We start from the raw sequence: 12,942 nt of genomic DNA, 5'->3' as shown, positions 1-12,942 counted from the left end.
ATCGCATCACTATTTTCTGCGGACATTCCGCTTTTTAGACGTAAAAGGAAAGAATCGAATGCACTTTTTTGGTCGTACTCTGCTTGCTACTGCTGTCGCTCTGACTGCGTTTTCAGTTTCGGCAAAACCTGATAATGCCGCTATTGAATCGAAGTTGAGTGCATTAGGTCTTGCACCTACATCGATCTCTCCTTCGCCTGTTGCTGGCATGAATGAAGCTATTACCCAACGTGGCATTGTTTATGTGTCGGATAATGGCGAATACTTCATCGCTGGTCACTTATACCAAAATACAGGCGCACAGCCGGTGAACCTCACCGAGCAGAAAATGGCGAAAATTAACAAAGATAAGCTTCAAGGTATGGAAGATGAAATGATTGTCTATCCAGCCAAAGATGAAAAATACGTTGTTACCGTCTTTACTGATACCAGTTGTGGTTACTGCCGTAAATTACACAGTGAAATTCCGGCATACAATGATGCGGGTATTACTATTCGTTACCTTGCATTCCCCCGTGGTGGCGAGCGTTCACGTAACCTAGACGAGATGGGTGCAATTTGGGGTTCAAAAGATCCCGCGCAGGCGATGAACGATGCAAAAAATGGCACTTTCAATACAGAGGGTGTGAAGCCACGTAACGACATCGTGATGAAGCAGTTTGAATTAGGCCAAGCGATGGGCGTGTCTGGTACTCCCGCTTTGATACTGGAAGATGGCACATTGTTACCGGGTTACCAACCCGCACCTATGCTACGTAAAATGCTAGACAGTAAAGCTAAAAGCTAAAAGCTGTGCTAAGTAAGACAATATAATTATCGAGACCCGTATGGCCAAGCGCTATACGGGTTTTTTGTTATTGGGAATCTGAGAGGATATCGCGATTAGTTGTAGATCGGGATAAAGAGTGCGGTAGAATAAAAATTCAGCCCTCAATAAGAATCGATAGCCGTCACTATGATTGAAGTTAAACGCCGTCCTGATGCTGATATCTCAGGCTTCTCCTCAGCAACGCCCGCCATCTTGCAACGCATTTATGCTAGCCGTGGTATTCAAAGTGAAGCGGAACTGGAACGTGGTGCTAAAGGCTTGCTCAGCTATAACCAATTGCACGGTATTGCGCCTGCTGTTGAGTTATTAATTGCAGCCCTGAAAAACAACACACGTATTATTATTGTGGGCGACTTTGATGCTGATGGCGCAACCAGTTCGGCATTGTCGGTATTAGCGCTACGTATGTTGGGTTGTAACAACGTTGATTATTTAGTGCCTAATCGGTTTGATGACGGTTATGGCTTGAGCCCTGAAGTGGTTGAGCAAGCGCACACTAAAGGTGCTCAATTAATCATGACGGTTGATAATGGCGTGTCATCCATTGCTGGTGTGGCAGCTGCCAAAGCAAAAGGCATCGATGTTCTGGTGACTGATCATCACTTACCTGGGCATGAATTACCGCAAGCCGATGCCATTGTTAACCCTAATCTTCATGAATGTGATTTTCCCTCAAAAGCGTTATGTGGGGTTGGCGTTGCTTTTTATCTGATGCTGGCTGTGCGTGCTGAATTGCGTAAAACAACCTGGTTTGTTGACCAAGGTATAGCAGCCCCCAATTTAGCCGAGCTATTAGATTTAGTGGCGCTTGGGACGGTTGCGGATGTGGTGGCGCTAGATGGTAATAACCGCATCTTGGTACACCAAGGACTACAACGTATTCGTGCTGGTAAATGTCGCCCAGGTATCCAAGCTCTGATTGAGGTAGCCAATCGCGATCATTCTCGACTGGTGACCAGCGATTTAGGCTTTGCCTTAGGCCCACGTATCAATGCCGCAGGACGGTTAGATGATATGTCTTTTGGGGTCGAGTTACTGCTGTGTGACAATATTCAAGCGGCGCGTCGAATGGCCTCAGAATTGGATGGGCTAAATCAAACGCGTAAAGAAATAGAGCAGGGCATGAAAGATGAAGCCTTGGCTATTTGTGAACGCCTTAAATTTAACAAGAACGACATGCCTTACGGTTTAGTGTTGTTTCAGCGTGATTGGCATCAGGGTGTGATTGGTATTTTGGCTTCTCGTATTAAAGAGCTGTATCACCGCCCGGTGATCGCCTTTGCGGATGCGGGGAACGGTGAGATTAAAGGGTCGTGCCGCTCTGTTGTTGGCTTACACATGCGTGATGTATTGGATCTAATTGATACCAAAAATCCGGGGATGATCGCGAAATTTGGTGGCCATGCAATGGCGGCAGGATTAACCCTTCCAGAAGATAAACTTGAGGCTTTCAGCCAAGCCTTTGATGAAGCCGTACGTGCAGAACTAGACGAAGACGCATTAAAAGGCGTGTTGCTTACCGACGGTGAACTGAATGCCGGTGAGCTGAACTTACCTACCGCAGAAATTTTGCGTAGTGGCGGTCCATGGGGGCAGCAATTCCCTGAACCTAGCTTTGATGGTCAGTTTCGTTTACTGCATCAGAAGCTGGTGGGCGGCAAGCATTTAAAAATGATGGTTGAACCGTTAAGTGGCGGGGCCGTGATTGATGCGATTGCGTTCAATGTGGATTTGCGCCGTTGGCCTGATGCATCGGTGCAAATTATCGAGTTAGTTTATCGGTTGGACATCAATGAATTCCGTGGCAACACCAGTGTGCAATTAATGGTGGAACATCTTGATGCGAAGTAAAGTGCCAGCAACTGAACTTTAATCATAAATTTATCATTTATCAGTAAAGGCGAAACTGCATAAAGTTTCGCCTTTTTGTTTTTCTACAGGATAAGGCTGAATAATCACGGTTCTTTGTTTGAATATATTCTCGATAATCAGGCTTATGAGTAGATTTCAAGCGGTCCTGGCCTCGGAATTTGTGAACGGATTCATAAAATAAAATCACACATAACCTTGTTCCAGCTCTGTATATTCTATCTACAATTCGATAGAATCTTTCGGTTATGTCCATTTCGGCTATGAAGAGTGGCAATGTTCGAGATTAATCCTATTAAAAACCGACTTGAGGATGTATCAGCACGTACTGACATTCTTAGGGGGTACCTTTGACTATGATGCTAAAAAAGAGCATCTAGAAGAGGTAAATGCAGAGCTAGAGCAACCAGATGTTTGGAACGAGCCAGAACGAGCTCAAGCGCTAGGTAAAGAGCGCTCTGCGCTAGAAGCAATCGTTGATACTATCGATCAACTAGACCAAGGCGTAGAAGACGTTGAAGGTCTACTTGAATTAGCGATTGAAGAAGACGACCAAGAGACATTTGACGAGATTGAACCTGAGTTGGCAGAGCTTGAAGTTAAGCTAGAAAAACTTGAGTTCCGTCGTATGTTCTCTGGTGATCACGACGAATCTGATTGCTACATCGACCTTCAAGCGGGTTCGGGTGGTACGGAAGCACAAGACTGGACGTCTATGATGCTACGTATGTACCTACGTTGGGCCGATGCAAAAGGCTTTAAGACTGAAATTATTGAAATTTCAGACGGTGATGTCGCGGGTCTGAAGTCAGTAACTGTACGCATCAGTGGTGAGTACGCTTACGGCTGGTTACGTACAGAAACGGGTGTCCACCGTTTAGTGCGTAAGTCACCGTTTGATTCAGGTGGCCGTCGTCATACCTCGTTTGCTTCTGCGTTTATTTACCCAGAAGTGGATGACAACATCGCCATTGATATTAACCCATCTGATCTACGTATCGACGTATACCGTGCATCAGGTGCGGGTGGTCAGCACGTTAACACCACTGAATCAGCGGTACGTATTACACACGTACCAACAAATACTGTGGTGCAGTGTCAGAATGACCGTTCTCAGCACAAGAACAAAGACCAAGCGATGAAACAGTTGAAAGCGAAACTGTTTGAATTGGAAATGCATAAACAAAATGCTGAGAAACAAGCCAGCGAAGACTTAAAGTCTGACATTGGTTGGGGCAGCCAGATCCGTTCATACGTACTGGATGATTCCCGCATTAAAGATTTACGTACAGGGGTAGAAAATCGAAATACCCAAGCTGTACTTGACGGCGATTTAGACCGTTTTATCGAAGCCAGCCTGAAATCAGGTCTCTAACCATATTTGGTTAATAATTAAGGGTTCCCCCCATGACTGATCAATTACAAGATGAAAATAAGCTGATTGCTGAACGTCGTGCGAAGCTAGACATGATTCGCAAAAACTGCAAAGCAAACGGTCACCCCAATGATTTCCGTCGCGACAGCCTATCGGCTGATCTGCAGGCTAAATACGGTGAGCTAAGCAAAGAAGAGCTAGAAGAAGCAAACAACGTTGTTGCAATCGCAGGCCGTATTATGGCTAAACGTGGTCCATTCTTAGCAATTCAAGATGTATCTGGCCGCATTCAAGCATACGCTTCAAAAGACGTTCAAAAAGAACTGAAAGAGAACCTTTCAGGTCTTGATATCGGTGACATCATCGGTGTTAAAGGTGCGCTTCACAAATCAGGTAAAGGCGATCTTTACGTGAACATGGAAGAGTACGAGCTGCTAACAAAAGCACTTCGTCCACTACCAGAGAAGTTCCATGGTTTAACGGACCAAGAAATGCGTTACCGCCAGCGTTACGTTGACCTTATTGTTAACGATGACTCTCGTACCGCGTTTATTATTCGTTCTAAACTAGTAACGGCTATTCGTAACTTCATGGTCTCTAAGCAGTTCATGGAAGTTGAAACACCAATGATGCACGTGATCCCTGGTGGCGCAACGGCTCGTCCTTTCGTTACTCATCACAATGCACTAGATATCGACATGTACCTACGTGTTGCGCCTGAGCTTTACCTTAAGCGTCTAGTTGTTGGTGGTTTTGAGCGTGTATTCGAAATCAACCGTAACTTCCGTAACGAAGGCCTATCGCCACGTCATAACCCAGAATTCACTATGATGGAATTCTACATGGCGTACGCAGATTACAAAGATCTGATGGATCTAACTGAAGAGATGCTATCTTCTGTTGCTAAAGAAGTTCTTGGTTCGTCTGCAATGCCTTACGGTGACGAAATGGTTGAGTTTGGTGGTCAATACGCACGTATGACGATGCTAGATGCTATCAAGCACTACAACCCTGAACACGCAGAAATCCAAGCGCTAACGGAAGAAGGTGTTCAAGATCGTGACCTTATGGTTAAGATTGCGAAATCTGTTCATGTTGATGTGGAAACTTTCTGGACCTGTGGTCAGCTACTTGAAGAAATCTTCGGTGAAACGGCAGAGCCACAACTGATCCAGCCTACATTTATTACAGGTTACCCAGCGGACATTTCTCCACTGGCACGTCGTAGCGATGACAACCCATTCTTCACTGACCGCTTTGAGTTCTTCATCGGTGGCCGTGAAGTTGCAAATGGTTTCTCTGAGCTTAACGATGCAGAAGACCAAGACCAACGCTTCAAAGCGCAGGTTGATGCGAAAGATGCAGGTGATGACGAAGCAATGTTCTACGATGCAGACTACATCACTGCACTAGAGCACGGCCTACCACCAGCGGCTGGTCAAGGTATCGGTATCGACCGTCTAGCAATGCTATTTACGAATACGCATACTATTCGTGACGTAATTCTGTTCCCAGCGATGCGTCCTCAAGCAAACTAATTGTTTGTTTAGTAGCCATTGGCTGACAGTAAGAAACCACCTTTCGAGGTGGTTTTTTTTTCGTCTGTCAAACACTGACAAAACCTAATGCCTATAAATGCCATTGCGAGCAAACTTTTGCTATTTCATTGCGGCATATTAATTTTGAATCTTGTATTATTGTGATGAAATAACCTGAATTGCCTTTTTATCTTTATTTATCAGATAGAAAGGTGTTAATTACGATAGTGAATGGATCTTATACATGAAAAAGTATGCGTTGTGTTTAAGCGCGGTTTTATTAGCTGGTTGCTCGACGGCAAAGTTAACGCCACCACCTTCTGATTTTATTGGTACGGTACCGTCGAACTATGAGCAAGATTTGATCGCCCTGAATGATGTGCCAGCATCCCCTTTTCGCGGTGGTAATATGACGTTTCAATATGATCCAACAAATGCCTTATTAACCGTGGTCGTCCAGCTTCAGAATGCCCGTTGGTCATGGAATTTTGACCCTCGTAGTTTAAAGAAAGATCTGTTTCCTCAAGCATGTGAAAACTATGAAGCGCCTTTGTCTGAAGGAATGGGGTTACGCTATTGGTATGCAGGGAGTGGTGGCTTCACGACAGAAGTTCTTACCCATCAATCTTGTCAAACTTATATCAAGTTAAATAAGTAATTGCTTATTCTTACTGATTGAAATCACTGGTAGCGGGATATATCGTAAAGCGACCAGTACTCGAGCTCTCTCCTCAATAAATGAGGCAAGTTTCATATTTGCCTCATAGCCAAACTTTATTTCTTTTAGTCTTAAATAGTTTTCTTTTATTCCAATAGTGAATTTCAGGTGTGACTGCATTCACACTATGAAACATTTAGCGTGCGCGTCGCTCCCCTCCAAAACACTGGCTAATTCATACAAGTGTTTATTGATAAGTTACCGATTTAGCATGACTTTAGTTTTTTATGCTACCAAAAACTCAGTTTGGCAGTGTTTAAAATTGATGAGTGAATGTATCCAAAATGTAAAATTCATGCTTTTCAGTTCAGTCCATCTATGTAAAATGTCGCTGAACTCACGGGGAACAGTGAGACTAGGTAGTACACAAACTATTAACAAGCATAACCAACTGGAGATGGACGATGAACAAATCGCTATCAGGAAAGATATTCACAGGCCTATTTGCTGGCTTGATTATTGGTACGGCTATCCAGTACCTATTTAGCGGCGTAACCTTAATGGACACTTATGTACTTGGCTTAGCGGAAGGCGCTGGCGGTATGTTTGTTTCATTGATTAAACTGCTTGTAGTTCCACTCGTATATGTGTCGATTGTGTGTGGCATCGTGGAGTTAAAAGACATAACGGCATTTGGTCGACTTGGTGGTAAAACCTTTGGTCTTTACATTATTAATACCATCATCGCGATTACAGCAGCCTTAACGGTTGGTATGATTTTCCAGCCAGGCGCTGATGCGAACTTAGCGGGCACAGTATCGGAAGCGGTTGAACTGACCACTACCGAAACGCCGGATATCTTCTCTTTGATTGTTAACATTGTCCCTAGTAACCCTGTTCAGGCGTTTGCGAGTGGCGACATGTTACAAATCATCTTCATGGCTATTTTGACCGGTCTAGCTATCCAAGCATTGGATAAGCGTGGTGGCCCAGCAATCAAAACCTTCAAAATGGCAAATGAGATCATGATGAAGCTGATTGGCTTGGTAATGAGCCTGGCACCATACGGTGTATTTGCTTTGATGATTCAACTTGGCGCAACACTGGATGCAAACACTTTGATGTCAGTAGCGGGTTATGTTGGCCTTGTCGTTGCCATGCTGGTGTTCTGGATCTTCTTCTTCTACCCAATGATGGTGGGTCTAGCGACGGGTATTAAGCCATCGACTTTCCTACGCCATATTCGTGAGCAAATCTTGTTCTCACTATCAACTGCAAGTTCGAATGCGACTATCCCAGTCACCATGCGTACGCTTACAGATAAAATTGGTGTATCGAAATCAGTAGCAGGATTTGGTGTTCCACTTGGCGCAACAATGAACATGTCTGGTGTCTCTATTTACATTGCGCTTGCGACTATTTTTGTGGCCAATGCTTTTGGTCAACCAATTAATTCAGCAGACTTATTTACACTAGGGTTAACTATTTTATTACTGTCTATTGGTGCTGGTGGTGTTCCTGGTGGCGGTGTTGTGATGGTCGGTGTACTACTTCACCAACTAGGTTTACCACCTGAAGGTCTTGCTATTATCGCCGCTGTTGACCGTATCAACGATATGTTCTGTACCAGCTCTAACGTGGTCGGTGATACAGCCGTTAATACGATTGTCGCGAAAAGTGAGAATGAAATTGGTGTAGAACAAGCGGAAGAAAACGGTGAAACAGTAACCGTTAGCTAAATTACCGCAAACCTCACTCTGAATATAAAAGCGCCTACTGGGCGCTTTTTGCGTATAACCTCTCCGTTTTATATGAAATTGCATCAAGTACAATCTTAACTATAGTAAACATGTTGCATTTATTTAATTGTGCCATATATCATCAACTACATCTTGTCCGATAATTGGCAATATTGTGCTCTCAGCACTTAAGGTTTCGGGTAATAAGCAGTTAAGATATAAGGCGAAAAAAATGGGGAGCGCATTATTCATGAGTTCAGACCCTGGTGCATTAGTGGTCTTTGGTGGCGGGAAAGCAGAGTGGCTTTCCACACTGGAGCAGGCTGGCTGGATGTGTCATCGTTGCTATGATTTGCGTGCGGCGGAAGGTTTATTGATTGATGTAGGCCCATGTATTGGCGTGATCGATCTTAGCCAAGATGACTTTAGTTTGCAGGGTATTGCTGCATTAGTTAATCGTAATAAACAAGTGCGTTGGTTAGCGTTAGTGCGAGATGACCAGTTAAAGTCAGATGCGATTTGCCAATTTATTGTCAACTTTTGCATTGATTATTTCACTGCACCATTACCTATCTCTCAGTTGCAAAAAACTATCGGTCACCAGAGCGGTATGCTGCAATTAGAGCGGAAAATTTGGCCTCAGTTAGGTCAGTTTGGTCACTTGGGGCTACAAGGTGATAGCGATAGCATGAAAAAACTGCGCCATCAGGTGCGGCGTGTCGCTGCAACTGATGTGCCAGTGTTCATTCAAGGTGAAGTAGGGACAGGTAAAGAGTTAGCGGCACAAGCTATTTTCCAAGCATCAAAAAGGGCACGGGCTGGCTTTATCCGTATTGCTTGTCAGCAGCTGACATCATCATGGTTGCTGCAACAAGAGACTGACAGCGATGAGATGAAGTGTATTCTTGCTGCAGCAAAAGACGGTGTATTGTATTTAGATGAGATCGCAGATCTAAGCGATGCGCGCCAGCGAGAGCTACTGCAATTTATCGAAGACGGTGAATTCACCACACAGTGTGGTCGTCTCGTCGGTGGTGATATTCGATTAATATTGGCCACCCGACATGATCCTGAAGAGCTGTTAACGGAAGGCAAGCTGCGTAAAGATTTGTACTATCGTTTAAATGTGCTGAACTTAGCGGTGCCTGCATTACGAGAAAGGCAGCAAGATATTGTCGATTTAGCCAATTTCTTCTTGCTGAAATTTGCGCGTCAGTACAACAGTGTCGCTCGTCAGTTTTCAGAAGAAGCCATTCGTATGCTGCAAACCTATTTGTGGCCAGGGAATGTTCGAGAATTATTGACCCAAGTTAAACGAGCTGTGTTACTTGCTGAGCAACCAACGCTTGAAGCCGATCAACTCGACATACCTCGCTTGGTTGATGATAAGCAAAGCTTGAAAAAAATTCGGGAAGAATCGGAACGCAGTGCTTTATTAGCGGTCTTGGAAAATAATAAAGGGCAGATTTCAGCGGCGGCACGTGAGCTCGGTGTATCAAGAGCAACCATGTACCGTTTATTGAATAAACATGATCTGATCACGTCACCGAAAAACTTTCGTCAGAGCACGGCATGATTATCTTGTCTGATAGATACGAAAAAAGCGCATTATGCGCTTTTTTCGTTTTCGTAGACTGAGCCGCCGTTTTAGTGATTGGTAAATTGCGGCTCGTTAGTTGGTGTTTCAATGGCCGCTGATTCATGAATTGGAAATAACTTATCGTACGCCAAGTTATAGCCATAAGCATAAAATAAGAAGAAGATCACCATACCCAGATCTAAGATTAAAGCGTCGTATAACGTCATATTTAACCACCATGCCATAACAGGTAGGGTGATCACTAACAGACACAGCTCAAAAATAATCGCATGAATAATACGAATTTTGGCCGTTTTCACTGTCGTGCCAAAGCGTTTCAGCATGGACTTATCGAACATTAAGTTATAGGCGTAGTTCCACCCTGTCGCAATGATGGAGAACCCTAATCCCATTACACCCATGCGCTTTGGATCTAAACCTACAAGGTGGCTTACCACGAAAGTAATAAGGAGTAAGGCTATCACTTCAAAACCTATGGTGTGGCGAATTCTGTCTAATGTGGTACGCATAGTTTGTTCTCACTATCTGGATTATATCTTAGGTTGCGGCGCTTTTTCGCTTTGGTATGGCTAATAATAACGGCTTTAACGGAAGATTAAAGTTAGTTACTATCGTTAAATACGATAGGTTGGAGTGGGCATATAATGCAGTTTTCTTTAGAGCAGTTAGAAGCCTTTGTGGCCTCTGCTGAATCGGGGTCGTTTTCGGCTGGCGCGCGGCGTTTAGGTAAAGCACAGTCAGTTGTCAGTGCTGCGGTTGCTAATTTAGAAGCGGATCTCAACTTAATTTTATTTGATCGAAGTCGCCGCTCACCAACGTTGACGATGCATGGTGATGCTTTATTGATTAAAGCGCGTCATATATTGGAGCAGTGCGGCAGCTTTCTAGCAAGTGCAGAAGAGTTTCAATCTGGGATAGAAACAAAAATTACGCTAGCGGTAGAGTCTATGACCATGACTCAAGCATTGGCCGATCAGCTTAAAGCTTTTGAAGTGCAGTATCCAATGGTTGAACTGGAAATACTGAATGCAGCCGAAGGCGATATTTTAGAGTTACTCAATACTGGGCGTGCGCAGCTAGCATTAATGATCCAGTTGGATGGCTTGGTTGAAGGTTTTGATTTTTATGGCATTGGTCAACTTGAGATGTGTCACCTTGTTGCGCCATCCCACCCGCTGGCCAGTATCTTGGAAATTGACTGGCATCACTTGAAGGAACATCGACAAATCTTATTAAGTGGTCGTTATCGTAAGTTAGCGCATCGTTGGCAACTCTCTGATTCAATGTGGGTCACAGACAGTGCGCTTTCAGCCATGCTGTTGGTGAGTAGTGGCATTGGCTGGACTGTGCTGCCACGCAACATTGTGGGCGATCTGATCCAATCAGGCTTACTCACAGAATTAGTCACTAAGATGGATATTGATGGGTGGCGCCAATCGGTTGATGTGGCTTATTCCAATCAACAAGCGATGGGCCCTGCATCTAAAGTATTGTTATCTTTGTTGAAAGAAATTCAATTACAGTGAGGCTTTTCGTTAGAACAGCCAGGAATAAGATAGAGTGATTGATTTTATTATGCTGCTTTTTTAGGCTTGATTGATGATTTATTGGTATAAATAATGCTGATACTTACTGTAAGTAGCATAAAAATGCTTTATTCATTTTGATGAATATTTGTACTTGTTTAATTCTCTGTAGTGGTTAAAATTTACACATCTTTAACACCTACCCACACATTCACTAGGAGGCGACCATGATTATTTTCCCGATGCATACATGTCGTGCGCACTTTAGTGATACTTCAAAAAATTCAACACAATAACAGCCATCCGCTGTAACTCAGGGCCGCGGATACTGTCGCGGTTACTTGCAGTAAAAGTTTGATCTCGTCAGCATCTGTGACCCTCCAATATTAACAATGGAGAGTTAAATTATGCGCCAATCCGTTTATTTACGCCTAGCTGTACTATTAGTTCGTGCTGATCTTCACCGTGAGCAACAAGCATGGCGACACGCAAATCGTCGAATTGAAGTGGATTTTCCACACCTTACTGATCACTTGCTAAGAGATATCGGTATCGGTAAAGATCGTCGTCTAGAGGTTGAGTTTGGGGCATCTCTTGCTCAACGTAAAACACGCCACCTCCGACGAGAGTTTCGATCCAGACAGCTCACGTAATAGCAGCCCTGTCGTTATTACGTTGGAAAATGGCAGGGCTAAGCTAATTTAATCGGTCAATAAGATCCCCCGCTTTTTGCGGGGATTTTTTTATGGGCATGGGTTGGAGTATTGAATACCAACTTGAGCCAGATCCGCCATAACAGCATCCGTCAGTACTAAATCGACACTATTAATATTTGCATCAAGTTGCTCTAGGTTTGTTGCACCAATGATGTTTGATGCTACAAAAGGACGTTGATTAACAAAAGCTAATGCCATTTGTGCAGGATCGAGCCCATGTTTATGGGCAATGTCGACATAGGCTTGTGTTGCGGCGACGCCTTGTGGGTTGAAATAACGTGAGAAACGCTCGAATAAAGTACACCGTGCTCCTGCAGGCTTAGCACCGTTGAGGTATTTACCACTTAGCGTCCCAAATGCTAGTGGTGAGTAGGCTAAGAGCTCAACACCTTCGTGATGGCTAATTTCAGAGAGCCCGACTTCGAAACTGCGGTTGAGCAAACTATAAGGATTTTGGATTGAGATCACGCGGGGAAGATTGTGTTTCTCGGCCAATTTTAGGAAGGACATTACGCCCCAAGGCGTTTCATTGGAGAGGCCAATGTAGCGAATTTTCCCAGCTCGTTGTAATTCAGCCAATGCTTCTAGCGTATCCAGAATAGTCACGCCTGAATTATCTTCTTTATATTCATAGTTCAGTTGACCAAAGCAGTTGGTTTCTCGTTGCGGCCAATGCAGTTGGTATAGGTCGATGTAATCTGTTTTTAAGCGTTTAAGGCTGGCATCTACGGCATCATGAATATTACGGTGATCAAGTGCCATATTATCGCGGATATACGGTAGGTTACGTGGCCCGGCGATTTTCGTTGCCAATATTACTTTACTGCGTAGTCCGGTCTTTTCAAGCCAATTGCCAATATAGGTTTCTGTTAACCCTTGGCTTTCTTTATTGGGAGGGACTGGGTACATTTCAGCTGTATCAATAAAATTTATCCCGCGCTCAAAGGCGAAATCGAGTTGGTTATGTGCTTCTGATTCTGTGTTTTGTTCACCAAAAGTCATGGTGCCAAGACAAATCTTGCTGACTTCTAGTGAGGAATGGGGAATGCGGTGATATTTCATTAGCCCTCCTTGGACTGCAAGTACCATAAA

General features: G+C 44.0%; 11 protein-coding genes. 9 read left to right on the top strand and 2 right to left on the bottom strand.

Going from position 1 to position 12,942, the window contains the following annotated elements:
• The first annotated feature begins 58 nt into the window (after positions 1-58).
• The 7 genes from dsbC (at position 59) to OCU87_RS14245 (ending at position 9,584) form a co-directional block, all read left to right on the top strand.
• Positions 59-787 (top strand): bifunctional protein-disulfide isomerase/oxidoreductase DsbC, encoded by a 729-nt coding sequence (dsbC, locus tag OCU87_RS14275; RefSeq protein ID WP_062691259.1) that lies wholly within the window; start codon positions 59-61, stop codon positions 785-787.
• 168 nt (positions 788-955) lie between these two features.
• The gene (gene recJ, locus OCU87_RS14270) at positions 956-2,680 is read left to right on the top strand and encodes a single-stranded-DNA-specific exonuclease RecJ (RefSeq protein ID WP_261857433.1); all 1,725 of its coding nucleotides are present in this window, start codon (positions 956-958) and stop codon (positions 2,678-2,680) included.
• A 294-nt stretch (positions 2,681-2,974) separates the two neighbouring features.
• Positions 2,975-4,073, top strand: a protein-coding gene (prfB, locus tag OCU87_RS14265; RefSeq protein WP_141226242.1) for a peptide chain release factor 2 whose coding sequence is annotated in 2 segments (ribosomal slippage) — positions 2,975-3,049 and positions 3,051-4,073 — 1,098 coding nt in all. Because the reading frame shifts where the segments join, the coding sequence is not laid out codon by codon here.
• 32 nt (positions 4,074-4,105) lie between these two features.
• Positions 4,106-5,611, top strand: coding sequence for a lysine--tRNA ligase (lysS, locus tag OCU87_RS14260; RefSeq protein ID WP_062691260.1), 1,506 nt, complete (start codon positions 4,106-4,108; stop codon positions 5,609-5,611).
• 244 nt (positions 5,612-5,855) lie between these two features.
• Positions 5,856-6,269 carry a hypothetical protein gene (locus tag OCU87_RS14255; RefSeq protein WP_062691261.1) on the top strand — a complete coding sequence of 138 codons (414 nt, stop codon included), beginning with the start codon at positions 5,856-5,858 and terminating at the stop codon, positions 6,267-6,269.
• A 464-nt stretch (positions 6,270-6,733) separates the two neighbouring features.
• Complete coding sequence (locus OCU87_RS14250) at positions 6,734-8,008, top strand: dicarboxylate/amino acid:cation symporter (protein WP_062691263.1); 1,275 nt, start codon at positions 6,734-6,736, stop codon at positions 8,006-8,008.
• Between the two features lie 232 nt (positions 8,009-8,240).
• Complete coding sequence (locus tag OCU87_RS14245; RefSeq protein ID WP_062691264.1) at positions 8,241-9,584, top strand: sigma-54-dependent transcriptional regulator; 1,344 nt, start codon at positions 8,241-8,243, stop codon at positions 9,582-9,584.
• A gap of 71 nt (positions 9,585-9,655) precedes the next feature.
• Here OCU87_RS14245 and OCU87_RS14240 read toward each other — a convergent pair whose 3' ends face one another.
• The gene (locus OCU87_RS14240) at positions 9,656-10,117 is read right to left on the bottom strand and encodes a PACE efflux transporter (RefSeq protein WP_062691265.1); all 462 of its coding nucleotides are present in this window, start codon (positions 10,115-10,117) and stop codon (positions 9,656-9,658) included.
• 135 nt (positions 10,118-10,252) lie between these two features.
• Here OCU87_RS14240 and OCU87_RS14235 point away from each other — a divergent pair, with 135 nt between their 5' ends.
• Positions 10,253-11,134, top strand: coding sequence for a LysR family transcriptional regulator (locus tag OCU87_RS14235; RefSeq protein WP_261857432.1), 882 nt, complete (start codon positions 10,253-10,255; stop codon positions 11,132-11,134).
• A gap of 407 nt (positions 11,135-11,541) precedes the next feature.
• Positions 11,542-11,787 (top strand): hypothetical protein, encoded by a 246-nt coding sequence (locus OCU87_RS14230; RefSeq protein ID WP_062691267.1) that lies wholly within the window; start codon positions 11,542-11,544, stop codon positions 11,785-11,787.
• A 90-nt stretch (positions 11,788-11,877) separates the two neighbouring features.
• On the opposite strand, the gene OCU87_RS14225 is transcribed toward OCU87_RS14230, so the two are convergent.
• A complete protein-coding gene (locus OCU87_RS14225; protein ID WP_261857431.1) occupies positions 11,878-12,912 on the bottom strand; it encodes an NADP(H)-dependent aldo-keto reductase in 1,035 nt (344 codons plus the stop codon).
• Positions 12,913-12,942: the final 30 nt, after the last annotated feature.

The organism is Photobacterium sanguinicancri (genome assembly GCF_024346675.1).
In the GTDB taxonomy this organism is placed as follows: domain Bacteria; phylum Pseudomonadota; class Gammaproteobacteria; order Enterobacterales; family Vibrionaceae; genus Photobacterium; species Photobacterium sanguinicancri.
The sequence above is the reverse complement of the archived record's forward strand: the minus strand, read 5'-3'. Positions and strand labels throughout refer to the sequence as shown.

Bases quoted from the DNA above. Each gene is read 5' to 3' on its own strand.
- dsbC (WP_062691259.1), top strand. From the start codon at position 59: ATGCACTTTTTTGGTCGTACTCTGCTTGCTACTGCTGTCGCTCTGACT.
- recJ (WP_261857433.1), top strand. From the start codon at position 956: ATGATTGAAGTTAAACGCCGTCCTGATGCTGATATCTCAGGCTTCTCC.
- lysS (WP_062691260.1), top strand. From the start codon at position 4,106: ATGACTGATCAATTACAAGATGAAAATAAGCTGATTGCTGAACGTCGT.
- OCU87_RS14255 (WP_062691261.1), top strand. From the start codon at position 5,856: ATGAAAAAGTATGCGTTGTGTTTAAGCGCGGTTTTATTAGCTGGTTGC.
- OCU87_RS14250 (WP_062691263.1), top strand. From the start codon at position 6,734: ATGAACAAATCGCTATCAGGAAAGATATTCACAGGCCTATTTGCTGGC.
- OCU87_RS14245 (WP_062691264.1), top strand. From the start codon at position 8,241: ATGGGGAGCGCATTATTCATGAGTTCAGACCCTGGTGCATTAGTGGTC.
- OCU87_RS14240 (WP_062691265.1), bottom strand. From the start codon at position 10,117: ATGCGTACCACATTAGACAGAATTCGCCACACCATAGGTTTTGAAGTG.
- OCU87_RS14235 (WP_261857432.1), top strand. From the start codon at position 10,253: ATGCAGTTTTCTTTAGAGCAGTTAGAAGCCTTTGTGGCCTCTGCTGAA.
- OCU87_RS14230 (WP_062691267.1), top strand. From the start codon at position 11,542: ATGCGCCAATCCGTTTATTTACGCCTAGCTGTACTATTAGTTCGTGCT.
- OCU87_RS14225 (WP_261857431.1), bottom strand. From the start codon at position 12,912: ATGAAATATCACCGCATTCCCCATTCCTCACTAGAAGTCAGCAAGATT.